Source organism: Anaerococcus jeddahensis (assembly GCF_001182725.1).
GTDB classification, from domain to species: Bacteria; Bacillota; Clostridia; order Tissierellales; family Peptoniphilaceae; genus Anaerococcus; species Anaerococcus jeddahensis.
The window spans coordinates 844,680-868,262 of sequence record NZ_CWHU01000005.1 but is presented as its reverse complement, the minus strand read 5'-3'; the positions used below and the strand labels follow the sequence as shown (position 1 = coordinate 868,262).

Below are 23,583 nucleotides of genomic sequence, written 5' to 3'. Positions count from 1 at the left end.
GATTTTATAAGTAAGGAATGCGAACATATAGAAAGTTAATTATTAGTCTTCATAATTTGTGTTGATATCTATCAGCATAATTGACAAAATCCGACTATTTTAGTATACTTTAACTAATATTAAAAGGAAAGGTGGGAAAATTGTGAAGTTATTTCTTCAAATGTCTCCATTGGCAACTGCCAAGGCACAATGTATTTGCAGTCAATTTTTGATTGTCTAAAAAATTAAACATTTTGAAAGGAGAAATAATGGAAACAATAGTATCCGCTTTATTAGTTTTTGTCTCTACATCAATTGACTACTTAGTTGTTTTGACTATTTTATTCGCCATTCAAGGCAAGAAAGGTTTGAAATCAATTTATGCAGGACAGTATATAGGTACAGGACTGCTTGTACTGGTTAGTCTTATTGCCGCTTACTTTTTAAATTTTATTCCACAAGATTGGATTATCGGACTCCTTGGTCTAATTCCACTAGGTCTTGGTATAAGGTCAATTTTTGTGGATGAAGATATTGATGAAGAAGATATCAAGGGAAAAATTACCGGAAATGGATCAAAAATCTTAGCATTTACAAGTTTAACAGTGGCAATGGGTGGAGATAATTTAGGAATTTATATCCCCTATTTTACAGGGAAGAGTTTGATTGAGATTAGTATAAGTTTAGTAATATTTGCGTTAGGAATTTTGATTCTATGCAAATTATCTCAAAATCTCGCCTCAATCTCTGCTATCGGAGAGATTGTAGAAAAGTACGAAAAAATAATTGTACCAGTCGTGTTTATTGGACTCGGTCTATATATATTAACTGAAAATGGAACGATTAATTATTTCATATCCCTAATTACAAGTTAATAGTCTATTTTTATATTTCAGACCTATTAAAGGAAATCTTTAGTAGGTCTTTTTTGTTTACTTAAAATTATCTTATCTGTCCCAAGAAATGTGAGAAGCAAGAATTGTGTATGATGTTGAAAATAAGTGTTATTTTCTTGCCTGTTATATATGAGGTAAATTATGCGAATAGAAAAACTGAATAAGAAAAAAGAAGTTTTATTTGAAGAACACTCAAAAGACTATGTATTAGCAAAACCAAAAATAATAAATAAATTTCGTCTACTATATTTGTGCTATTTTGTTTATACAAATGATAATTATATATTATAAGTAAATTTAGATTTAGAGATAATTTAAAACATAAGAAATATACTTATGGATATATTCCCACATACGACGCTTACTTAAAATATTAAAATTTATCAATACTGATCACTCAAACCACTTGGAAAGTTTGTTGGAATAGAAAATAAGATAATTGATATTTAAAGAGGAAGAATTCAAGGTGACAAAAATGTTAACCATAAAAAACTTGAGTAAAACTTATAAAGTTGAAAAACTTACAGAAAATGATATTGAAACCATATACAGTTTGTGCCAAGGCAATAAGCTATATTATCATTACGTCAAGCAAAGATAAGTAGAGAACAAATTCTAAGCGACCTTTACCTAAAACCTGAAGGAGTAAATGAAGATAATAAATATTATTTAGGATTTTTCGAAGATGAAGTTTTAGTTGCTATTTTAGATATATTAGATGACTATCCAGACGAAGAAACCTGTTTTATTGGATTTTTTATGGTAAATATTTTATACCAAGGTCAAGGTATCGGCTCTGAAATTAATGAAAGTGTTCTAGTTTATGTTAAAAAAATAGGGAAAGCAAAAGTTCGCCTAGGTATTGACAAGGGAAATCCTCAGTCAAAAGCTTTTTGGAAAAAGAATGGCTTTAAGCTTATCAAAGAAGTAGAAATATTAGGCGGAACAATTTTACTTGCAGAAAAAATACTTTAGTAAGTATTAATTAACTTAGATAAATATATACATATTTTTTTAGAGGTCTAAGTTTATGTCAAGTCCATAATGTTGTGTAAAATTTATTAGCACAATATTATGGACTTGACTTTCTTATTAAAATAAAAAATTAACAAAATATTAATAAAATTTTAATATAAATTTGAAAATATTTTGAAATTATATTCTATAGGAGGAGAAAATGGAAAATAGGGCTGAAATTTCTTTTAAATGGAAAGTTTTTATTGATTTTGTTCTTTTAGTTTTTGCACTAATTTCAATAACTTCCTTCTATCTGATTCTAAGCCATGCTTTTGGGTATTATCAAGAGGGAATTATGGGTTTTATTTGTGATTGTGTTTTTCGTTTATTTATTGTTATTGTAATAACTCTTATCTTAGCATTTGCTTTTTATTTTAAGGAAGGAAAAAAATATATTATTATATGGTGGATTTGTGCGATACTATCTGGGATTGGATTTTTTTATTTATTGAAAGCTCCAATTTTAGATTTTAAATATTTAAAGTCGCCTAAATCCTTAAAAATTAATTATGTAAGTTTTGAAGAAGATATGAATTATGAATACTCAATATTTTATAGAATTTCTGGATATAATGATAAAAACGAGATTAAAATTTTTGAAATAGATTCCAAAACTTATGACAAGGAAGAAGAGAAGTGGAATGATTATGATAATGTATCAGCTTCCATAAAATATTTACCTCATACAGAAGTGTTGATGAATTTAAAAACATATAAAGAAAAAGAATAATAAAAATTCACTTTGATTTTAATTATACACTCTCAGGATTTTTAAATTTTGAGAGTTTTTTGATTATAAATATTTAACGTTCAAAATTATTTGACGGTATAGTAAATTTAAGTTACAATAAAGAAAATAAGATATGGAGGTGTATTTTGAAAGAGGTTCATATTTTAAATTCACTGGAAGAAATTAATATTGTAAGCGATCCTATAAGGCTTAAAATAATTATGACTTTGGGAACTAGTCCAAAAAATGCTCAAGATTTATCAGATGCTCTTGGGGTTAGCAGGTCAAAAATTCACTACCACTTAAAAATTCTTGAACAAAATAAAATTATAGAAGTTGTTGATACGGAACTTATAAATGGCATCACTCAAAAATATTTTTTGCCAGTAGCCAAGGCTTTTATTCCTAATAGTGAAATATTTAATAAAAATTTAGAAGAGAAGGTATTTTCTTTTAAAATTTCTGGCAAATCCTATGAATCATTTGAAAAAGACTTAAATGATTTGATAAAAAAATATAGTGAAGATGAAGATATTGAAGAAAGTTTTCAAGTACAAATTTATAAATTATCTTAAAACCAGTAAGTTAATCCTTACTGGTAAAAAAATACACAACTGTCAAATTAATTAAAACGTTAAATATAAGGAGAATGTTAAAAATGATTAAAAACAAAGATTTTTATGTCCTGCTTTTAGGACGACTAATAACAAATTTTGGAGATAGCCTTTATGCTATTGCATCGACTCTTCTAGTTTATAAAATGAGTGGATCTACAATTTATTCGGGTATTACTCTTTTTCTTACCTCATCAACAGCAATAGTTCAATTATTATTAAGTCCAATTTTGGATAAAATTAATATGAAAAAATTTTTGATTTTATCTCAATTTTTTCAAGCAGTTTTAATTTTAATTATTCCATTTTTATATAAATTTGGGAAATTAAGTGTCTATCACATAATGATTATAATGCCAATAATTTCATTGATTAATCAACTTGTTTATCCAGGTCAAATATCTCTACTTCCAAAAATTTTTTCTGAAAAAGAACTTGTTACAGGAAATTCTTTGATGACTATGGCTTATCAAGGATCAAATGCAATTTTTGATACCTTTGCAGGTTTTATTATATCAATATTTGGTTTTATGTCAGCTTTTTATGCTGATTCCATAAGTTTTATTTTGACAGGGATTTTATTTTGTTTTTTATCAAAAAAACTTAGCCATTCCAATAAAATAGAAGATAAATTTGAAGGAAATATAATAAAAAATCACTTCAAATCTCTCAAAGATGGACTTAATTTATTTAAAGATTCAAGAATTTTTGCCCTAGTTTTTGGAATTGTTTTCATTAACTTTTCAGCTACATCAATAAGTGCAGTTTTACCTGCTTTTGCACAAAATGAAATATTTTATAGTTTAATGCTTGCAGGAATGGGAGCAGGTCTTTTACTTGGGTCTTTGTTTGCTGGATTTCCAAAATTAAAAGAAATATCTTTAGGAAAATTATATATTTATGGAATGATGATTGTAGCTTTTGCTTGGATCCTTTTTTCTAATTTTGAAAATAATATAAAAATAGCAGTATCTTTGTATGGGATTGGACGGTTTGTTGTTGGTCTTGTAAATGTTTATGCTCAAACTATGGTTCAAATAATAGTTCCAAGTGAAAAAATCGGTTCTGCTATGGGAGCTATGGTAGGTATTTCTACTTTTATGGCTCCGATAGGTGCCTTATTAGGAGGTTATCTTGGAGAATATTTATCGAGTTCAAAAGCCATATTTATTGGAAGCTTAATTATACTTATAGTTGATATATTTTGGGCATTAAATGAAAATATAAGAAAATTGCCGTCAGTTAATAAATTTCATAAAATCATTTGAATTTATTAGCGAATTTACTAATCCCAAAATATTTCTTTTAATTTAGAATATAATGCTATACTTAAAGTAATGTTATTTTTGAAAATTAAAAATGAAGGGATTAGAAATGAAAAATATTTTGATCATAGAAGATAATAAAGAAATAGCTTTACAAATGGAAAAGTATTTGCTTAATAATGGTTATGAGGTAGAGATTGCATCATCTTTTTATGAAGCAAGCTATAAGATGAATGTAGATATAGATGTGGCACTACTTGATATAAATCTACCAGATAAAGAAGGTCAACATTTGATAGAAAAATTAAAAGATAAGGACATAAGAGTTATTGTAACAACAGTAAAAAATGATGAAGATTTTATAATTGAATCTCTAGATCAAGGAGCAGACGACTATTTAACTAAACCATTTTCCCTTGCAATATTAAGGGCAAGAATTGATGCGGTTTTAAGGACAATACCTATATCACAAGATAAAAGTATATCTTATAAGGATATAAAAATAGATTTAAATCAGTCAAAAGTTTATTTTAAGGGAAATCTAGTAGATTTAACTTCGCTAGAATATGAAATCCTAGTCTTATTTATAAAAAATCCCCATAGAGTTTATACCAGATGTCAACTTTTAGAAATGTTCTGGGAAGATAGGGATAGGTTTGTAAATGACAATACTCTCACATCAACTATTAAGAGAATTAGAGAAAAACTTGATAGGGAAGTTATCACTACTGTTAGAGGAATTGGCTATAGGATGGACTAATGATATATGTATTTTGGATAATAAGTCTGGGACTTCTTTATTATTTTTTAGAAAAAAGAAAGAAAAATAGGATAAATGAGCTTATAGATCTGATAGAAAATATGAAAAATCAGGACTATAAAATCCCAATGAAGCAAGATGATTTTTCGATTTTAGAAGATAAGATTTACAAACTTTTTATAGAAATAGTAGAAGCCAAAGAGATAAGCACAAAAAATAGTGAAAAGCAAATAGAATACCTAGAAGACATCGCTCATCAAATAAAAACTCCCATTACATCTATGCTTTTTTCCATAGAAAATTTGGAGCCAGATTTTCCAGATATTGAAGATATAGGAATTTTAAAAAGGCAAACTATCAGATTAAATTCTCTATCAGATATTTTACTTAAACTATCAAGCCTTGATGCTAACAAAAATCTTATGAAAAAAGAACAAGTTAATTTAGGTGAGTTAGTAGATTATTCTTTGGATAGTTTGAATTTTAAAAAATTTACCAATGTAGAAATAGAAGAGAGTTTAAAGGAAAATAGTATTTGTGGAGATTTTTATTGGATAGCAGAAGCTTTTATCAATATTATAAAGAATGCTGATAATAGACCAATTTGTGATAAAATCGTGGTTTCATCATACAAAAATCCCCTCTATACAAGCTTAATCATTGAAGATAATGGCGGAGGAATAGAAAAAGAGAATATGAAAAAAATCTTTAAACGATTTTATAAAACCCCTGATTCAAATGGTTTTGGAATTGGCCTTGCTATGGCTAAGACAATTGTCGAAAAAAACAAGGGAGAAATTTCTGTTTCAAATACTAAAGAGGGTGCAAGATTTGAAATTAAATTTTACAATGTCACCTAAAAATCACTTTACTTTTATATGCTTACCTTGACATAAGAAAAAGGAGGCAAGTATGGAAATATTAAAAGTTGAAAATTTAAGAAAAGAATACGGTGAGGGCAATTCTAAGGTTATTGCCTTAGACGGTGTCAACCTTGAAATTGAAAGAGGTGAATTTGTCGCCATTGTTGGACCAAGTGGGTCTGGCAAATCAACACTTTTACATATCATAGGAGGAGTGGATAGTCCAGATGATGGCAAGGTTTATATAGATGGTAACGACATATCAAAGTATTCTTCCAAGGAATTAGCCTACTTTAGAAGAAGAAAAGTTGGACTAATTTACCAGTTTTATAATTTGATTCCAAATTTAACAGTTCGTCATAATATAGAACTTCCACTAAAACTAGATAAAGGAAAAACAAATCAAGATGAATTTTCAGATATAGTTAAAAAATTGGGTATAGAAAGTAAACTTAACTCTTTTCCAAGTGAACTATCAGGAGGCCAGCAACAAAGGGTTGCCATAGCAAGGAGTCTTATCTATTCTCCGTCTCTTGTACTCGCTGATGAACCAACGGGAAACCTAGACAGGGAGAATTCAAGAGAAATAATTGAAATTTTAAAATATTTTAACAGGACTTTAAAACAGACAATTATAGTAATCACCCATGATGAGTCTATAGCCCTAGAGGCAGAAAGGGTAATAACAATTGTCGATGGGAAAATAGTGGGAGATGAGAATAATGAATAAGAAGAATCTCTCAATCTCACTTTCACTTTTTATAACTGCAATTTTCTTTACATTTTGTGTTTACTTTGGATATGTAAATAATAAGTTTGATTATGAACATTTTAGGAATAGATCAATTTATGATGCTAAAATTATTTCTGATACAGTTTTTGGTGAATCAAGTAAATTAAAAGAAATAAATAATATTAAAGAAGTAGGAGAAGTTGCAGTAGAAAATAATTCTGCCAAGCTATCTCAAAATGTCTTAGTGGTAAATTACATAGACCAGGGTTTTAACAAGATGTTAGAAGATAGTATGTTAAAAGAGGGGAGTTTTGCTACAAAAGATAATGAAATTACCATACCAAAAAGTCTTGCAAAAAAAGAAAATTTAAAAATTGGCGATAAGATAAAAGTAGAATTTGGAAATAGATTGGTTGATGGAAAACAAATAAAAGCAGTTTCAAGTGTTACTAAGGATGAAGAATTTATAAGAAAAGATAGCAAAGAATATGTAATAAGTGGTCTCACAAGAAATCTTTACAATGAAAATATGAAGGTTTTTTATGCTTCTACTGTCATAGGAAAGGGTCAAAAAACCAATAGCTTTGTAAGATTTGATAATTTTAGAAAAGCCTATAGTAATAAAGATAATTTAGAAAAAGAAATAGCATCTGCCTTGAATAAAGATAAAGTAGAACTTGCATTTAGCGAGATAATGAAAGATTACTATAATGTTGATGGAAGTCTTTTACAACAAAATAGGCAGGTGATTGTAGACTCTATTTTAATATTTGCTACAATCCTCATTTTTATATTTTTTGTAAAAAATATTTTTACAGTTTGGGGTCTAAGAAAGATAAGAGAAATTTCAATGTACAAATCAATTGGTTCAACAGATTATCAAATTTATAAATTGCTTTTAAAAGATGGATTAAAAATTTCATTTTTACCAATAGTTTTGGGACATATTTTCGGATATGGAGGAATCAACCTCCTCAATCTTGGAATTCAAAGGATTGTAGAGGTAGAGGAAAAGTACAAGTATATAGAATTTTCGCCAAGCCTTTCACTTGTAGTTCTATTAATTTGCTTTTTTATAATTTTCATATCAATATTTGCTCCAGCTAAAAAAATCGCAAAGATAAATATAATTGATGGTATAAAGGGCAACTTTAGTGACAAAAATATAAAACTAAAAAGGAATAAAGATATTTGGAAGGAATTAAAGATAAATAATTTAAAAACTATTTCTTCTCAGAGATATATTTCTGCAATTGGAATGATAATTGTATCAATTTTTTTGATAGTTTTCTCTATGGCAAAGTACAATAGGGTGAAGAATACTTACACTTACAATACGAATATTAATATACTAATTGATTCAAATGAAGCTGAAGTTCCAAATGTCTTAAAGGATATAATGAAGACTACAGAAAATCACAGAGCCTTCCTTTCAACTGAAAAATATATTTCCCTTAGTAAGGATCAAAATTATTCAGATGAGTTTAGGTCTCTTGATTTAGATGAAACAATCCGCAAATATTATGATAATGGCGAAGATTTTTATCTCGATGGAATTATTACGGCCTTAGATGATCAAACTTTTGAAAAAATAGGTGGCAAAAAGGGAGAGGCTTTGCTATTAAATAGGGTCCAAGTCAATCCAAATGCACCTATTGATGGATCAGAAACAACAAAATATTTTAAAAACATAAATAGTTTAAATTACTCTATAACAGAAGAGAAAAAAGATTACAATTATTCAATCAAAGTAGATAAATTAATCGATGACACAAAGGACTTTAGGCAAAGAAGACTACCTTTTTATGTGGATTTATACGTTGATTTTGAAACATATTTTAAATTATTAGATGAATGGAATAAATATTATTTAAAAAACAACAATGAATTGAGAAGAAACACCTATGAACTATCAATGCAAGTTGATGAAAATAAGTTAGACGATATAAAGAATGAAGTTAAAGAGAGATTAGATTCTTCCATTGCCTACAATGAAACTTATAATTTAACTACAAGCAAAGATGTAGAGGCAAATCGCATGAAAGATGTAAAAACTTTTGGCCTTATGATAATTTCTATTGCAAGTATAATTTTCATTTTAAATATAACTAATGGATATTCTTCCATTAATTTGAGTTTAATGGCAAGGAAAAAAGAAATTGGATCTTTAATTTCTTGTGGAATAGATGAGGAAGAACTAAAACATATATATACAAGAGATTTTATATTAGAAGAAATTAAATCACTGGCAATAGTTTTAATAGTAAGTTTTGCTGCTTTATTTGTAATTGCAAAAATATCTCCAACATTGGATATGAAAATTTTGTTGCCTTATTTTGAATATAAATATTTCCTTGCTTTTGGAATTTTGATTTATGGTATAAATATTTTAATTTACAAGACAACTTTACAAAATATTTTAAAGATCGATCCCATTGATTTGATAAGAGGATTTGACTAGGAGGGACTTATGAGTAAGAATATTAGTAAGATTTTACAAAAGTCCTGACTTCAAGGGCTTTGGCATAGGACTTGCCATGGCAAAATCAATTGTTGAGGCAAACAATGGAGATATATCTGTAAAAAATGGAAAAGATGGTGCGATTTTTAAAATTAAATTTTACAATGTCACTTAAAAGTCATTTTAACCCTTTATTATTGAGACAAAAAGAGGGAGGTACATATGGAAATTGTTAGAACTGAAAACTTATCAAAAACTTATGGAAGTGGAGAAAATGTTGTAAGGGCAATTGATGATGTTAATTTAAAAATAGAAAAAGGAGAATTTATTGCAATTGTTGGACCAAGTGGATCAGGCAAGTCAACTCTACTTCACTTGTTGGGTGGAGTTGACAATCCAAGTTCTGGAAAAATATTTATAGACGGCAATGACATTTCAAAATATACATCAAAAGAATTAGCACTTTTTAGGAGAAGGAAAGTCGGACTAATTTATCAATTTTATAATTTGATTCCCAACTTAACAGTTCGTCACAATATAGAACTTCCATTAAAACTTGATAAAAGGAAAATCAATCAAGATGAATTCTCGGATATAGTAAAAAAACTGGGTATAGAAAGTAAACTTGACTCTTTTCCTAGTGAACTTTCAGGAGGTCAGCAACAAAGAGTTGCCATAGCCAGAAGTCTTATCTACAATCCATCTATCATACTAGCAGATGAACCAACAGGTAATTTGGATAGGAAAAATTCTAAGGAAATTATAGAAATCTTCAAATATTTCAATAGAAGCTTAAAACAGACGATTATCCTAATTACCCATGACGAAGAAATAGCCTTACAAACAAATCGTATTATTACAATAGTCGATGGAAAAATCGTAGGAGATGAAAGAAATGAATAAGAAGAATTTTCCCATTTTTATTTCCTTATTTATTGTAAGTCTATTTTTCACCATTATTTTTTATTTTGGATATAGAAGCTTGACATCCAAATATGGTAATTATATGGCTTCAAGCTTTTATCATGGGGAGATTAAAGAAGAACTCTCAAGTGAAGATGTTAAAAAGTTAAAGTCCATTGAAGATATAGATTTGGTCGGGAAAATGTCCCTTAATCCTGACAACGGAAAACTTGCTGACGATTTAGTAGTTATAAACTACCAAGACCAAGAAATCAATAAGATGAGGGAGTATTCAAGACTTACCCGCGGCAGATTTGCTGAAAAGGAAGACGAAATTGTACTATCTGAAAGCTTAGTAGAGAAAAATAAACTTAAAATAGGCGATCGTGTAGAACTTGATTTAGGCAAAAGGTTTCTAAATGGCGAAGAGATAGGTGCCACAAGTGCAAATACTGGCAGAGAAAAATTTGAGAGCCAAGGTTCTAAGAGTTTTACTTTAGTTGGTGTTTATGGAGATGTCTACAACAAGTACAGTAAACAAAGTTTTGCTTTAGGGTTACAAGATAAAATGACCATCTTCAGGACTTTTGTAAAATTTCATTCTTTCGAAGAAGCATATAGAGATAGAGATAAAATTCAAGCAGAAATCAATCAGACCTTGGGCAAAAGAGTTACTTTAGAATTTTCTGAAAGTCTCATAAACTATTACGGAGTAGAAAACGAACCCTTACAAAATATAATGAGCACAGCTGTTCTTGTTCTATCAGTTCTTGGATGTCTATTGGTCTTTGTGTTTTTTATAAAAAACATCTTTTGGGTTTGGGGGCTAAGGAAGATTCGAGAGCTTTCCATTTACAAGTCTATAGGATCTACCAATGGACAAATATATCTCTTGCTCCTAAAGGAAGGACTTCTTACATCTGGAATTCCAATACTTTTAGGACATCTTGTAGGCTTTTTCTCTATATATTATCTGTACAAAAACATTCAAATAGACAAACAATTAAGTGAATTTAATCTAGTAAACTTTAATCCCTTATTAAGTTTAGCAATAGTTTTAGTTTCTTTTATTATTGTGGCACTAGCCATTAAATCCCCTGCGAAAAGGATTTCTAAAATAGATATTATAGACGGTATAAGAGGGAATATAGATTTTTCCAAATCAAAGAAGAAAAGAGCAAAAGATTTTTGGAAGGAATTAAAACTCAATAACTTAGCTTCAATAAAATCACAGAGATATATTTCTGCCATAGGGATAATAATTATTTCAGTGTTTATAATCATCATAGGCATCTCAAGTTACTACAGAGATTTTTCGTTTTACGATGATGGCTATAATTTCTCTGTTGATTATTTTAGTGAAAACAACCAAGTCCCAAAAATATTAAAAGAAATTGTAGATAAAATTCCTAACGAGAAGTCATATATTTCAAAAGATAAGTATGTTAAAGTAGAAAACAATAACGAATTCTCAAAAGAAGCAAAGTCAGCTGGATTAGACGAGGAAGCTAGAAAGAATATAGAAAAATATAAGTCAGAAGGTATGGATGGATTTATCATCGCCTTGGAAGAAAAAGATTTAAAAGAACTTGGAGGAAAGAAGGGTGAATTTGTCCTCTACAATACAATTCAAGAAGATTCTTCTATTCCAATAGCTAAGGCAAAGAGAATTCCATATTTTGAAAACCCACAGACTTTAGATATTAACTTAAATGATCATAAGAAGACGATTGAAATTTCAAAGACAATTACAGATTTGGGAAAATATAAGTCGAAAACAAGACCATTTGATGTAAAAGTTTATACAGATTTTGACACTTATTTTAAACTTATGGAAGAAGCAGGCGATGAGAAATACAAAAATTATGCCTATACATTAAATATGAAGATAAAAGATTCGGATACCAAAGATGTAAAAGAATATGTAGAGGCCATGATTAGAAGTAAAATCTCACCAGAAGATCGCTTTAATATCACAACAGGTGAGGAGACCGCAAAAAATGAATATAATGATTTGAAAAGTCTAATAAAAATTGTAATAGGAATTGCATCAATCATCTTTGTACTAAATATCACCAATGGTTACTCATCCATTAATTTAAGTCTCATGAGTAGAAAAAAAGAAATCGGAAGTCTTTACTCTTGTGGAATGGATGTAGATGAGTTAAAGAACATCTATCAAAAAGAATTTATTGGAGAACAGATAAAGTCCTTTACAATTTCTATTATGGTGAGTTTAGGTGTTATTTTTATAATATCGATAATTGCTCCTGATTTAAGAATGAGTACTTTAATAAAATATTATGACTACAAAAGCTTCCTAGGATTCTCACTAGTCGTCTATGGTATTAATCTAGTCATCTATCACTTCTCCTTAAAGAGAATATTAGATAGACCAACTATTGATTTGATTAGGACAATTTAGAATAATATCCTTTTCTAGTAATTTTATATTGTTAATATAATTAGCTAAGTTATATAATGAAAATATAAACTAGAAACGGAGTAAGTATGCTTGTTAGAAGATTTGAAAAAAAGGATGCTAAAGAGGTTTCCAAACTTATTATAAAAACTTTAAGAACAACAAATATAAAAGATTATTCAAAAGCCTATATTGAAAAAGGTGTAAGGATTTTAAATGCTAAAAATATAATAGAAAAATCTCTAACTAGACATTTTTATGTGGTCTGTCTTGATGAAAAAATTATTGGCTGTGGATCTATAGGATACGATGAAGAAAAGGAAGAGTCTTGTTTTTATACTATTTTTGTTTTGCCTGAATATCAAGGAAGTGGAATAGGAAGGTTAATTTTGGAAAGTCTTGAAAGGGATGAATATGCTATAAAGTCAAAAAAAATTATCGTTCCTTCTTCTATTACTGCAAAATCTTTTTATTTAAAGTTGGGCTATAAGAGAAAATATCCAAGTGATATTCCAAATGAAGATGGCTTATTTATATTAGAAAAATCTAAAAATATTTGAATTATTTTAAAAAGAGTAGTAATAGAATGAAACAGAAAATTATTAAGAGGTAAAGATGGTAAATAAAAAAATAAAAGCAAATAAAGTTTCTTTAAGGCTCCATTGACTACAAAGGGAGTTAAAAAGATTGACCCTGTTAAGGATAATGATAAGATTAAAGATTTAGAAAGAAATATAATTGACAATAAGAAAAATGCATTTACAAAATTTAAGGTTGATACTTTAAAATTTAGAATATATTTAGATGACGATGATGATTTTAATTTTAAATCTTTGGTTAAAAAAATAGAAGATAAAAAAGCAAAAGCTGAAATTATCCAAGCTAATTTAAGTGAGACAAAAGATGGTCTAATGGTTAGCCACAGATATGCTACTATTCATCCTGTATTAGAATATGCAATGATTGTAGTTGTTCCAAAAAAATCATCCAAAGAATTTAGTAAAAATGTAAATGAATTTGTAAATGAAACTTTCAACCACTACAAACCTTTGTGGATTATTGGAGATGCTTCTGATATTCTTGATAAAAAACAAGAAAAAGAAGATGGAGTTATGGTTACAAAAGATGCTAAAGATATAAGTAAGTTTATAGAAAATCTAGGTAAACAAAGATTTTGGAACAGAGAAGGTTCAATTTAAACATTTATAGATAAGAGCTTAGTAATCGCTAAGCTCTTATTTTTATAGAATAGTTTTATTTAATCCTTTAAAAAATTAAGTCAAGTCCATAATATTGTATAAAATTTACTAGCTCAATATTTACTATTTCATTTTAATATATAATTTAGAAGATGTTATCCAATCCTCATTGATATCAATGAGGATTGGTCCTATTATACTGATAGCTGAATCTTCATTAGGAAAGATTCTAATTACTTTTTCACGTCTTCTTACTTCTTCGTTTAGTCTTTCTAAGCAATTAGTTGTCCTAAGTTTGCTATGAATTATATCATTAGCTAAATAGACAAAGGCATCTTCAAATCCTTCATCTAAGGTTTTTAAAGAGTTTTGATATTTATTTTCGGTTTCGTATTTTAAGAAGATCTCATCTTTCATTTTTCTTGCTAAGCCCATATCATGGATTTTAAATAGTGCCTTGATATCAGTTCTAAATTCTTCAGTGTTTTTCTTTGGTGTTTTTGATAGGATATTTCTTAAGATATTTTGTAAGTAGATAGATAAAGTAAAATTTTTTTTACAAACTTGCTTTTAAATTTGATCTTATTATAGTAAATATATAGAAAAAATCAGAAATTTTATTGTATAAATTAATGAAAAATTAAAAGGGGTTAGAAATGTATCGACTTTATCAAAAAAATGAACTTAATTTTGCAATTTTTTGGATTGTAATTTACTGTTTGATTACTACTTCTATTAGGGGAAATTTTGGGGATGAAAGTTTCTTTATGCTCATCGGACTAATCTTTATTGCTTTTTCTATTACTTTTTTTATAAATAATCATAAGCTTAAAGAAAAATATGGTCTTGATAAGTATCCAGAAAATTCCAAGAGATATTTGTACTTTATTCCAGTATGGATTCTTGTAACTGGCAATTTATGGGGTGGGCTTAATCTTGTTTATTCTGGGATTTCCCAGGTATGGTCTATTATTTCAATGCTTTTAATTGGATACATAGAAGAGATAATTTTTCGTGGTTTTTTATTTAAGGCTATTCTAGAAAAAGATGGGGCAAAAAAGTCTATCATAATTGTAGCTATAACTTTTGGCATTGGTCATATTGTTAATCTATTTGCTGGCCAAGCGAGTCTAGAAACGCTAGCTCAAGTATTTTTCGCCATAGCTTGGGGTTTTATAATGGTAGTTATTTTTTATAAAAGTAAGAGTTTAATTCCATGCATTATTGCACATGGATTGATAGATGCTTTTTCTAAATTTGGCGTAGAAGGTTCATTTTCTCAGAGTATTTATATAGGTGCGACAATTATAATTGCATTTTTTTATTGCAAATATTTGTTGAAACTTGAGGATAAATAAAATTTGGTTTGGTTGAATTTACTTTTAATAATGTTTTAAATAATATAATAGGAAAAAACAAAGGGATTAGATCAATATAAAATTGTGTCATATAGTATTTTTAAATAACAATAAATTAATTTAATCTTAGCTTGTTCTTATTACAAACAATAAAGATGATATAATAATGTAAAGAAGTAAAAAGATTTGCTTGTAGAAAAATTTAATAATATTTAGCATTGAAATGCGTTAGAGGAACAATAGATAGCAGATTAGAAATATGTAGTAGTAGATTAAAAAATATAAATTTGAGTTTATTGTGTATCCTTATGACAATAATTTCAGCATTTATGCTATTAGCTGGACTTTGTGGAGGCAGTATTTTATATAATATATTCACAATTTTTATTGGACTGTTTGGAACATTTTTTTTGGAGCGGCAACATTGTTTTACATTAGAAATATTTTTATAATCAAACCTGTTTTGATTTTAGAAAACGATGGATTTTATGAAAATTCAAGCATATTGTCTATGAAAAATTCTTTAATAAGTTGGGACGCAGTTAAGAAGATAAAAATATGCCTATGATGGGTCAAGGAATGGCATCAATATTTTTGAAAAATCAGGATGCATATTTGGATAAGTTACCATTATTTAAAAGGTTAATAACTAAAAAGTTGCTAAAAAAGTTTCTAATCTTATTAAAAAAATTTTAAGAACAACTAATATAAAAGATTATTCAAACGCTTATATTGAAAATTGAGTAAGAATATAAAATTCTGAAAATATAGTAGAGAAATCTCAATTTATACATTTTTATGTGGTATGTAATGATGAGAAAATTATTGGTTGTGGATCTATTGGATATGATGAAGATAAAGAAGTATCTTGTTTTTATACTATTTTTGTTTTACCAGAATATCAAGATAGGGTAGTTGGAAATAAGATTGTTAGAACTCTTGAATATGATGAATATACTAAGAAGTCGAAAAAAATTATAGTTCCATATTCTATAACTGCAAATCTTTTTATTTAAAATTGGGCTATAAGAGAAATATTCAAGTGATAATTTAAATGAAGATGGATTATTTATTTTAGAAAAATCAAGGTATAAAAAATTATAAATTAGTATTTGATATCATAATTTTAAATGAGATTGCTTATAGATGTTTTTATAAAGAAAAGCTGTAAAATATTGTTATTATTTAATAAAAAAGACAGTAATTAAGTGAAAATAGTTAAATATATTAGAATTTAAGGAGGAAAAATATGAAACTAGAAGATTTTACAGATAAAGAACAAAAAGAAATTAATGATGGACTTTCTACTGCAGAAATTAGTGACAAGGAAGCTGGGGATAAAATTTTAGCTCTTGTTCCTGATGGATGGATTAAAAAAATTCCATTTTTTGTTAGAAAACATTCAACAACAAAAACAATAGAAAGAATTGCCAATGATTATCCTGAACTTTTTGCTCTCACAAAAAAAGAAGGAGAACTACCAGAAAAAGAGCGTGAAGAATTAAGAAAAATTATTACTGACATTTTCCGTGAAAAAATGGAAAAACATAATATAAAATAAATTTCTACAATAAAAACCAAATTAATTAATGGAGATAAAATTATGGAAAGAAAAATCAGAGTTACTGGAAAGGGTAAGATAAGCATTAAACCTGACCTAATAAGATTAAATATTAAAGCTTCTGATGTTTTAAAAAAATATGAAGATTGTATAAATAAGTCTTCAAAAAGTATTAAGGAACTAAGAAAAATTATAGAAAACTCTGGACTTAATCCTAAGGATTTAAAAACTACTGAATTTTCTGTCGATACAGAATATAAATCCTACTATGAAAACGATATTTATAAGCGTGAATTTCAAGGTTACAAATATATTCATAACTTATATATAAATTTTCCAAATGATAATGATTTGTTGGGAAAAGTTTTATATGAGCTTTCAAAAAATAAAACTGATTATGAATTTTCAATTAATTATACTGTAAAAGATACAGAATCAGCAAAAAATAAATTACTTGCAAAAGCAGTTGATGATTCAAAAACAAAAGCAGAGATTCTTGCAAAAGCGAGTGGGGTTTTGCTTGGAGAAATAATTTCAATTGATTATTCTTGGGGTGAAATAGAAATTTATTCAAATCCTATAGATGATTTTGCTATTAATGGATCTCAAAGTTTTGAAAGTAAAATAGATATTGATATAGAAGCTGATGATATAGATTTATCTGATACAGTGGCTATAGTTTGGAAGATACAATAAGTTTAAAAAATTAAAAATATTAATTAAGGCGGAAGAGAAATCTTTCGCTATTTTTTTGACAAAAATATTTTTTGAAAGTAGAATAATTCTAAATAGAACAGTTCTAAATAGAACTAAAGGAGGGCTTATGCATTTTTGGGATCAACATAAAAATATTACCTTATATTATGAAGCATTAACAAAATCAATTTGTGATAAATACGATTTGAAACAGTTGGAATATGATATTTTGATGTTTTTACATTTTTATCCTCAATTTAATACAGCCGCTGATATTGTAAAAGTAAGAAAATCTACAAAATCTCACGTATCTACATCCTTAAAAGTTCTTGAACAAAAAGGCCTTATCGAAAAAAAACAAAACACTAAAGATAAAAAGTGTATTGAAATTTATCTTCTAAAAAAATCTGACGAAATTATAGAAGACGGAATCGACATACAAAAAAAATTTATGTGGGATATATTTGAAGGAATTTCAGAAAATGAGATGAAAATTTTTAAGGATGTATTTGATAAAATTTGTAAAAATGCTGACAATTTTTTAAAAGAAAGTGATAATGAAAAAAATGTTTAAAGTTAAAAAACGAAAGCTTTTACTTATTGCTGGAATTGTATGGATAATTGCAGGTTTTAATGTAACAAGGCTTGGAATTATTTCTTATAAAATTATTGATAGAAAGTGGTACATGTACTTATTTTCTCTTATTATTTTTCTGATTTTTGTAAGTATGTTTTATAAAATGACTACAAAACACACAAAAAGAATATTAGGATATGAAGAATATAAGGCTGTTTGGAATTTTTTTGATAAAAAAGCTTATCTAATAATGATTTTTATGATGGGTGGAGGTATAGGATTTAGGGCTATGAAAATTTTTCCTAATATTTTTATAGGATTTTTCTATACTGGTTTGGGATTAGCCTTGACTTATTCTGGTTTAATTTTTATATATAATTTTCTTAAATATAATAAATTATTAAAAAAGGAGAGTTTGTAATGAAAAGTGATACTTATAGTCCAAAAATTTTTGATTTGTTTGAAGTTGTTTTTGATATTGGATATTTAATCTTTGATTTGATTGCAGGAATTTTATTTTATGTTTCTTCAAAAGGAAATATCTTGTTTATTTTGTATGGAATTTTAACTTTGACCTTGTGTTTTGGAGATGCTTTTCACTTAATCCCAAGAGTGAAAAGGGCACTTTATGGGAGTAATGAAAAAATAAGTAGAGAACTAGGAATTGGTCTTCAAGTTTCATCAATTACCATGACTATTTTTTATATTTTACTTCTTTATATTTGGAAATTAACTTTTGCTGAATTAAAGGCTCCACTTATAATTGAAATTACTGTTTGGATAAGTGGTCTTGTTAGAATTTTCGTTTGCTTTTTACCACAAAATAATTGGATTACAAATGAAGGAAATATGAAATTATCTATAATTAGAAATTCAGTTTTTACAATTACAGGAATTGGAATAATAATTTTGTATAAATTTTCTGGAAATACCTACAATTATGATATGACAAGGATGGTCTGGGCAATTATTATCTCATTTGCTTGTTATTTACCAGTAACTTTATTTAGTAAGAAATATCCGAAAATTGGCATGCTAATGATTCCAAAAACTTGCGCCTATATTTGGATGATTATCATGGGACTTCAAATATTATTTAATTGATTAATTAATTTTAAAAGTTTATAATTAAAAATAATTATAAGGAGTCGATATGAAAGATTTTGTAAATATTTTTGAAATTAGTGATGAATTTATAAAAGAATACGCAGTAGCTTGGCTAAATCGTAAAATTTTTAATCTTTATAATAGGATTTTGTGTGTTTTATTGATAATATTTGGTCTAATCTTAATTATCGTTCCTATAAAATACTCAATTGGTCCTGACTTAATATTTATTGGAATTTCTGATATTATAGTTAGTCTTATGTTATCAATAAGCTATCTAATTAATATAAAAAAATATACTAATACAATGAAGTCAAGAATTGAAATTTTAGGAAAAAATATTAGAGAAGTTAAAAATGAAATTCACGACAATCTTTGTATAACTACTAATAACATTAAAGATAGGAGTCATGAAATATTATTATCTTTTCTTGATTATCATTTTGAAAGTAAAAATTATTATTTTCTTATTTTTACTGGTGATATTTTAGTTACATTTAAAAAGAATGGATTTATAGTTGGAAATTTTAATGAATTTAAGAATTTCCTAAGTAAATATCCAAAAAAGAAAAGTAAAAGAGCTCTTATTTTAGGAATTTGTTTGACCATATTAATTTTAATTAATCTTAAATATTTATCTACATTGTATAAATTTTATTTAATTTTTTCAATTTAGTTATTTGGAAAAGTTTAGCTTATTTTCTTATGGGTATAGTATTTCTAAGAATTATAAGGGGGATTTTATGAATCAATATGAAATGGTTGTAGATAAATTAAATAAATTAGGGCTTAATTTTAAAATAGTTAATCATCCACCTGCTTTCACAACAGAGCTAGCTGACAAATTTATCGAAGGGCATGAGGGAGTTCGTACAAAGTCTATGTTCTTAACAGATAGGAAAAAAAGAAATTTTTATCTTGTTATTCTTGATGAAAGTAAAAGATTAGATATGGATTTTTTTAAGGACTTAGTTGGTGAGAAAAAAGTAAAAATGGCATCAGAAAAGTCTTTGATGGAAAAAATGAAGCTTCCAGCAGGAGTTGTTTCTCCATTTGGTTTATTAAATAATGAAGATCACGATGTTAAATTTTTTATGGATAAGGAAATTGTTGATGAGGAAATAATGACCTTCCACCCAAATACAAATGAAAAAACTCTATTTATTAAAACAAAAGATTTGTTTAAATATCTTGAAAATATAGGATATGATATAAATCTTGTAGAATTATAAATTTACACCTAGGAGAATAGGTGATTTTTTATAAATTATTATAGATTGGGTATAAAATTTACAAGAAAAATTTTATTGTAAATTAGGAGAAATGTATGGAAAAATATATTTGTATTCAAGATACCTACGGAGAAAGATTTCAGTATTGTTGGGGTTGTGGTCCGAAAAATGATATGGGACTCCATTTAAAATCATATCCAAGTGAAGATGGAAAAAGTGTTATAGCAAAAATTATTCCAGATAAAATGTATACAGGGGGAGTTCCTCAAAATTTATTTGGTGGCATGATTGCAATGATTTTTGATTGCCATGGCACAGCTTCTGCAGCTTATTTTTCACATAAAAATAAAGGCTTGGTCCTTAATAAAAATACAGTAATAGAAAGATTTATCACTGCAAGGCTTGAAGTTGATTTTAAAAAGCCAACTCCAATGAATGAAGAAATTTTAGTTTCAGCAAAACTAATTGAACTTGGAGAAAGAAAAGCAATAATTGAAATGGAAATGAAAGTAAAAGGAGAAGTAAGGGCTAAGGCGAAAATGATTGCTGTTAAAGTAAAAGATAATATGTAAGAATTTACCAACTCTAAGTTTTAAATTTTAGGGTTGGTTTTTATTTGAAAATTAGCAAAAAATTGGGTAATTATTTATTAATAAATCAATTACAAGAGGTGTTTTATGAACAAGTTTTATATAATTATAATTTTTTTATTAATTTTCTTTATTTATCTAAACAAAAAAATCCCTCAACTCAAAGGCAAAATGGGAGAGACTGCTGTAAAGATTCTATTAAATAAATTAGATAAAGAAAAATATAAAGTTATTAATGATGTAATTTTTGAAAATAAGTTTGAAAATAACAAAAGTTCTCAAATAGACCATTTAGTGGTTTCTAAATATGGAATTTTTTGTATAGAAACAAAAAATTATAAGGGATTAATTTATGGTGGTGAAAATTCCAGACAATGGACTCAAAATATTTATGGTAAAAAATATAAATTTATGAATCCAATTTTTCAAAATTATGGGCATATTAAAGTTATAGAGAATTTGCTTGTGGAAAATTCTTTTAGTGAAATTCCAATATTTTCAATTATTGCTTTTGAAAAGGAAGCAAAATTAAATATAAAAGCTAAAAAAGCAAATATAATAAAAATTCCATACATAGTAGATACAATTAAAGATTTATCTCAAGAAGAAGTTTTAAATGATGATCAAGTGAATAAAATATATAATTTGATAATGGAAGAAAAATTAAAGGATAGGTCAATAAAAGAACATGTAAAAAATATTAAAGAGCGAAAAGAATCGGAAAAAGATCTGATAAATAAAAAAATCTGTCCAAAATGCGGTGGGAATCTTATTTTAAGAGAAGGCAAGTATGGAAAATTTTATGCTTGCACAAATTTCCCAAAATGTAGGTTCACTTGTGATTATTAATAATAAATCAAAAACCATTTACAAAGAAAAATTGTAAATGGTTTTTTAAAATAAATTTACTTTACATTAGTAGTAAAATAAAATTATTGAATTTAAAATTGACAAAGAAATTTTTATATTGTAGTATAAGCTTATATTAAAAATTAACATTTAATTTTAATTAGATAACAAGAAAAAGGAGGATAATATGGAAAAGAAAAAATCGGTTCGATTACCTAGCTTTTTTGAAGCAATTCTACCAATTATTACCATGGTTTCATTGATGATTTATGTTTTTGTTTTCGCGAAAGAAAAAGTTGATGGGGAAATGGAAGCAATTTATGACGGAGCTCATATGCCGCTTATTTGTGGAATAATTGTAGCATGCATTGTAGGAATTATTTGTGGACATACATTTAAAGAAATGCTAGCAGGAATGATTGATAGGATTAATACAACTTTGGACGCAATTTTAATTTTACTTACTGTAGGTTTATTAATTTCTTCATTTATGATGAGTGGAACAATTCCTGCTTTAATTTATTATGGTCTAGAATTATTAAATCCAAAATTATTTTTGCCGATAGGTTGTATTATTACAGCTATTGTAGGGCTTGCTTGTGGGTCATCTTGGACTGCAACTGCAACGATTGGTATTGCTTTTATGACGATTGGACAAGGACTTGGAATTAATCCTGCAATAACTGCTGGTATGGTAATTTCTGGAGCCTATATTGGAGATAAATTTTCTCCCTTGTCTGATACAACAAATCTTGCTGCTGGAGTTTCAAAAACAGGTTTATTTGATCACGTAACAGCAATGATTTCTACTACTGGTCCTGTATTTTTAATTTCATTAATTTTATACACAATTTTGGGACTTAGGGCAAATGTTGTAAATTATGACCCTACAATTGCTGAAGGAATAAAAACTTCCCTCGCAAGTAATTTTAATTTAAATCCTTTGGTTTTATTACCAATTCTTATTATTGTTTTAGTCTGTGTATTAAGGATCGAGGGACTTGCAGGAGTAATGATTTCTGTTGTTGTTGGAATTATTTTTTCACAAATATTTCAAGAAACTAAATCCTTGGCTGAAATTTTTGAGATTTTACACTATGGACCGGAGATAGAAACTGGAAATACTTTTGTTGATGCAGCTTTGGTAAAGGGTGGTATGGGCAATCAAATGTGGACTGTAAATTTAATTTTACTTGCAGTATCTTTTGGTGGAGCTTTGGAAAAATCTGGAGTTGTTGAAAAATTATTTGCTCACTTAAAAGAGAAAATAAATTCAGTGGGCGGATTAGTATTTACTACAATGGCAACTTCAATTTTCTGCGATGCTACCATGTGTGATCAATTTTTAGGAATTGGTGTTCCAGCTCCTTTATATGAAGATAAATATGACGAGATGGGTCTTTCAAGAAATTTCCTATCAAGAACTTTGGAAGATGCAGGAACCTTGTGGGCAGTAATGTTTCCGTGGACAGCTTGTGGGGCATATCAAATGAAAACTTTAGGAGTAAATCCACTTTATTATTTCCCATTTGCTTTTGTAAACTTATTAAGCCCTATTTATGCTCTTACAACAGCATATTTAAAAAGAAATATATTCTGGGCAGATGGATCTTACACAAATGTTTTTGGAAAAACAAAAATGAAAAAGAGGGCGCACGCTCCAAAAGAAGTAGAAGAATATGCAATTAATCAATTAAATAAATTAAGAAAAGAAGGAAAAGCTCCTGAAATTTCATTATAAAATCCTCCAATAAAAAAAGGAGATTTTCTT

At 27.4% G+C, this 23,583-nt stretch carries 26 protein-coding genes and 2 pseudogenes; 27 read left to right on the top strand and 1 reads right to left on the bottom strand.

Annotated elements, in window-relative coordinates:
* The first annotated feature begins 248 nt into the window (after positions 1–248).
* The 15 genes and pseudogenes from BN2087_RS07260 to BN2087_RS07200 all read left to right on the top strand — a co-directional run bounded on the left by BN2087_RS07260 (position 249) and on the right by BN2087_RS07200 (position 13,842).
* Positions 249–854: a CadD family cadmium resistance transporter gene (locus tag BN2087_RS07260; protein WP_049691159.1), complete on the top strand. Its 606-nt coding sequence runs from the start codon at positions 249–251 to the stop codon at positions 852–854.
* Between the two features lie 496 nt (positions 855–1,350).
* Positions 1,351–1,476 carry a hypothetical protein gene (locus tag BN2087_RS09525; RefSeq protein WP_280641599.1) on the top strand — a complete coding sequence of 42 codons (126 nt, stop codon included), beginning with the start codon at positions 1,351–1,353 and terminating at the stop codon, positions 1,474–1,476.
* Positions 1,449–1,850, top strand: a complete 402-nt coding sequence (locus tag BN2087_RS09485) for a GNAT family N-acetyltransferase (protein ID WP_342399226.1) — start codon at positions 1,449–1,451, stop codon at positions 1,848–1,850. Before BN2087_RS09525 ends, BN2087_RS09485 begins: the two co-directional genes overlap by 28 nt.
* Positions 1,851–2,052: 202 nt before the next feature.
* Positions 2,053–2,622: a hypothetical protein gene (locus BN2087_RS07250; protein WP_049691158.1), complete on the top strand. Its 570-nt coding sequence runs from the start codon at positions 2,053–2,055 to the stop codon at positions 2,620–2,622.
* A gap of 146 nt (positions 2,623–2,768) precedes the next feature.
* Positions 2,769–3,197, top strand: a complete 429-nt coding sequence (locus BN2087_RS07245; RefSeq protein ID WP_049691157.1) for an ArsR/SmtB family transcription factor — start codon at positions 2,769–2,771, stop codon at positions 3,195–3,197.
* Between the two features lie 74 nt (positions 3,198–3,271).
* Positions 3,272–4,504: an MFS transporter gene (locus BN2087_RS07240; protein WP_049691156.1), complete on the top strand. Its 1,233-nt coding sequence runs from the start codon at positions 3,272–3,274 to the stop codon at positions 4,502–4,504.
* A 106-nt stretch (positions 4,505–4,610) separates the two neighbouring features.
* The gene (locus tag BN2087_RS07235) at positions 4,611–5,261 is read left to right on the top strand and encodes a response regulator transcription factor (protein WP_049691155.1); all 651 of its coding nucleotides are present in this window, start codon (positions 4,611–4,613) and stop codon (positions 5,259–5,261) included.
* On the top strand, positions 5,261–6,121 hold the full coding sequence (locus BN2087_RS07230; protein WP_049691154.1) for a sensor histidine kinase: 861 nt from the start codon (positions 5,261–5,263) through the stop codon (positions 6,119–6,121). The genes BN2087_RS07235 and BN2087_RS07230 overlap by 1 nt, the downstream gene beginning before the upstream one ends.
* Before the next feature lie 52 nt (positions 6,122–6,173).
* The gene (locus tag BN2087_RS07225; protein ID WP_049691153.1) at positions 6,174–6,854 is read left to right on the top strand and encodes an ABC transporter ATP-binding protein; all 681 of its coding nucleotides are present in this window, start codon (positions 6,174–6,176) and stop codon (positions 6,852–6,854) included.
* Positions 6,847–9,318 (top strand): ABC transporter permease, encoded by a 2,472-nt coding sequence (locus tag BN2087_RS07220; protein ID WP_049691152.1) that lies wholly within the window; start codon positions 6,847–6,849, stop codon positions 9,316–9,318. Before BN2087_RS07225 ends, BN2087_RS07220 begins: the two co-directional genes overlap by 8 nt.
* 16 nt (positions 9,319–9,334) lie before the next feature.
* Positions 9,335–9,493, top strand: a pseudogene (locus BN2087_RS09195) (sensor histidine kinase); the annotation flags it as partial.
* A gap of 47 nt (positions 9,494–9,540) precedes the next feature.
* A complete protein-coding gene (locus BN2087_RS07215) occupies positions 9,541–10,221 on the top strand; it encodes an ABC transporter ATP-binding protein (protein ID WP_049691151.1) in 681 nt (226 codons plus the stop codon).
* Complete coding sequence (locus tag BN2087_RS07210) at positions 10,214–12,646, top strand: ABC transporter permease (RefSeq protein WP_049691150.1); 2,433 nt, start codon at positions 10,214–10,216, stop codon at positions 12,644–12,646. Before BN2087_RS07215 ends, BN2087_RS07210 begins: the two co-directional genes overlap by 8 nt.
* A gap of 86 nt (positions 12,647–12,732) precedes the next feature.
* Complete coding sequence (locus tag BN2087_RS07205) at positions 12,733–13,203, top strand: GNAT family N-acetyltransferase (RefSeq protein ID WP_049691149.1); 471 nt, start codon at positions 12,733–12,735, stop codon at positions 13,201–13,203.
* Between the two features lie 102 nt (positions 13,204–13,305).
* Positions 13,306–13,842: a type 1 glutamine amidotransferase family protein gene (locus BN2087_RS07200; RefSeq protein ID WP_049691148.1), complete on the top strand. Its 537-nt coding sequence runs from the start codon at positions 13,306–13,308 to the stop codon at positions 13,840–13,842.
* Between the two features lie 123 nt (positions 13,843–13,965).
* Here the strand turns inward: BN2087_RS07200 and BN2087_RS07195 are convergent.
* Positions 13,966–14,367: pseudogene (locus BN2087_RS07195) on the bottom strand (transposase); the annotation flags it as partial.
* Positions 14,368–14,498: 131 nt separating this feature from the next.
* Here BN2087_RS07195 and BN2087_RS07190 point away from each other — a divergent pair.
* The 12 genes from BN2087_RS07190 to nhaC all read left to right on the top strand — a co-directional run bounded on the left by BN2087_RS07190 (position 14,499) and on the right by nhaC (position 23,553).
* Positions 14,499–15,200 (top strand): CPBP family intramembrane glutamic endopeptidase, encoded by a 702-nt coding sequence (locus BN2087_RS07190; protein ID WP_049691146.1) that lies wholly within the window; start codon positions 14,499–14,501, stop codon positions 15,198–15,200.
* 800 nt (positions 15,201–16,000) lie between these two features.
* Positions 16,001–16,216, top strand: coding sequence for a GNAT family N-acetyltransferase (locus tag BN2087_RS09480; protein ID WP_245190867.1), 216 nt, complete (start codon positions 16,001–16,003; stop codon positions 16,214–16,216).
* 233 nt (positions 16,217–16,449) lie between these two features.
* Positions 16,450–16,761 carry a hypothetical protein gene (locus tag BN2087_RS07180; RefSeq protein WP_049691145.1) on the top strand — a complete coding sequence of 104 codons (312 nt, stop codon included), beginning with the start codon at positions 16,450–16,452 and terminating at the stop codon, positions 16,759–16,761.
* Positions 16,762–16,803: 42 nt separating this feature from the next.
* Positions 16,804–17,457, top strand: coding sequence for an SIMPL domain-containing protein (locus BN2087_RS07175; protein WP_049691144.1), 654 nt, complete (start codon positions 16,804–16,806; stop codon positions 17,455–17,457).
* Between the two features lie 127 nt (positions 17,458–17,584).
* The gene (locus BN2087_RS07170; RefSeq protein WP_049691143.1) at positions 17,585–18,031 is read left to right on the top strand and encodes a MarR family transcriptional regulator; all 447 of its coding nucleotides are present in this window, start codon (positions 17,585–17,587) and stop codon (positions 18,029–18,031) included.
* A complete protein-coding gene (locus BN2087_RS07165) occupies positions 18,024–18,455 on the top strand; it encodes a hypothetical protein (RefSeq protein WP_049691442.1) in 432 nt (143 codons plus the stop codon). Before BN2087_RS07170 ends, BN2087_RS07165 begins: the two co-directional genes overlap by 8 nt.
* Positions 18,455–19,138 carry a hypothetical protein gene (locus tag BN2087_RS07160; protein WP_049691142.1) on the top strand — a complete coding sequence of 228 codons (684 nt, stop codon included), beginning with the start codon at positions 18,455–18,457 and terminating at the stop codon, positions 19,136–19,138. Before BN2087_RS07165 ends, BN2087_RS07160 begins: the two co-directional genes overlap by 1 nt.
* A 49-nt stretch (positions 19,139–19,187) precedes the next feature.
* Positions 19,188–19,817, top strand: a complete 630-nt coding sequence (locus BN2087_RS07155; RefSeq protein ID WP_049691141.1) for a hypothetical protein — start codon at positions 19,188–19,190, stop codon at positions 19,815–19,817.
* A gap of 67 nt (positions 19,818–19,884) precedes the next feature.
* The gene (locus BN2087_RS07150) at positions 19,885–20,373 is read left to right on the top strand and encodes a prolyl-tRNA synthetase associated domain-containing protein (protein WP_049691140.1); all 489 of its coding nucleotides are present in this window, start codon (positions 19,885–19,887) and stop codon (positions 20,371–20,373) included.
* A gap of 95 nt (positions 20,374–20,468) precedes the next feature.
* Positions 20,469–20,945, top strand: a complete 477-nt coding sequence (locus BN2087_RS07145; RefSeq protein ID WP_049691139.1) for a hotdog fold domain-containing protein — start codon at positions 20,469–20,471, stop codon at positions 20,943–20,945.
* 105 nt (positions 20,946–21,050) lie between these two features.
* Positions 21,051–21,812 (top strand): NERD domain-containing protein, encoded by a 762-nt coding sequence (locus BN2087_RS07140; RefSeq protein ID WP_082144197.1) that lies wholly within the window; start codon positions 21,051–21,053, stop codon positions 21,810–21,812.
* 187 nt (positions 21,813–21,999) lie between these two features.
* Positions 22,000–23,553 carry a Na+/H+ antiporter NhaC gene (gene nhaC, locus BN2087_RS07135; protein WP_049691138.1) on the top strand — a complete coding sequence of 518 codons (1,554 nt, stop codon included), beginning with the start codon at positions 22,000–22,002 and terminating at the stop codon, positions 23,551–23,553.
* Positions 23,554–23,583: the final 30 nt, after the last annotated feature.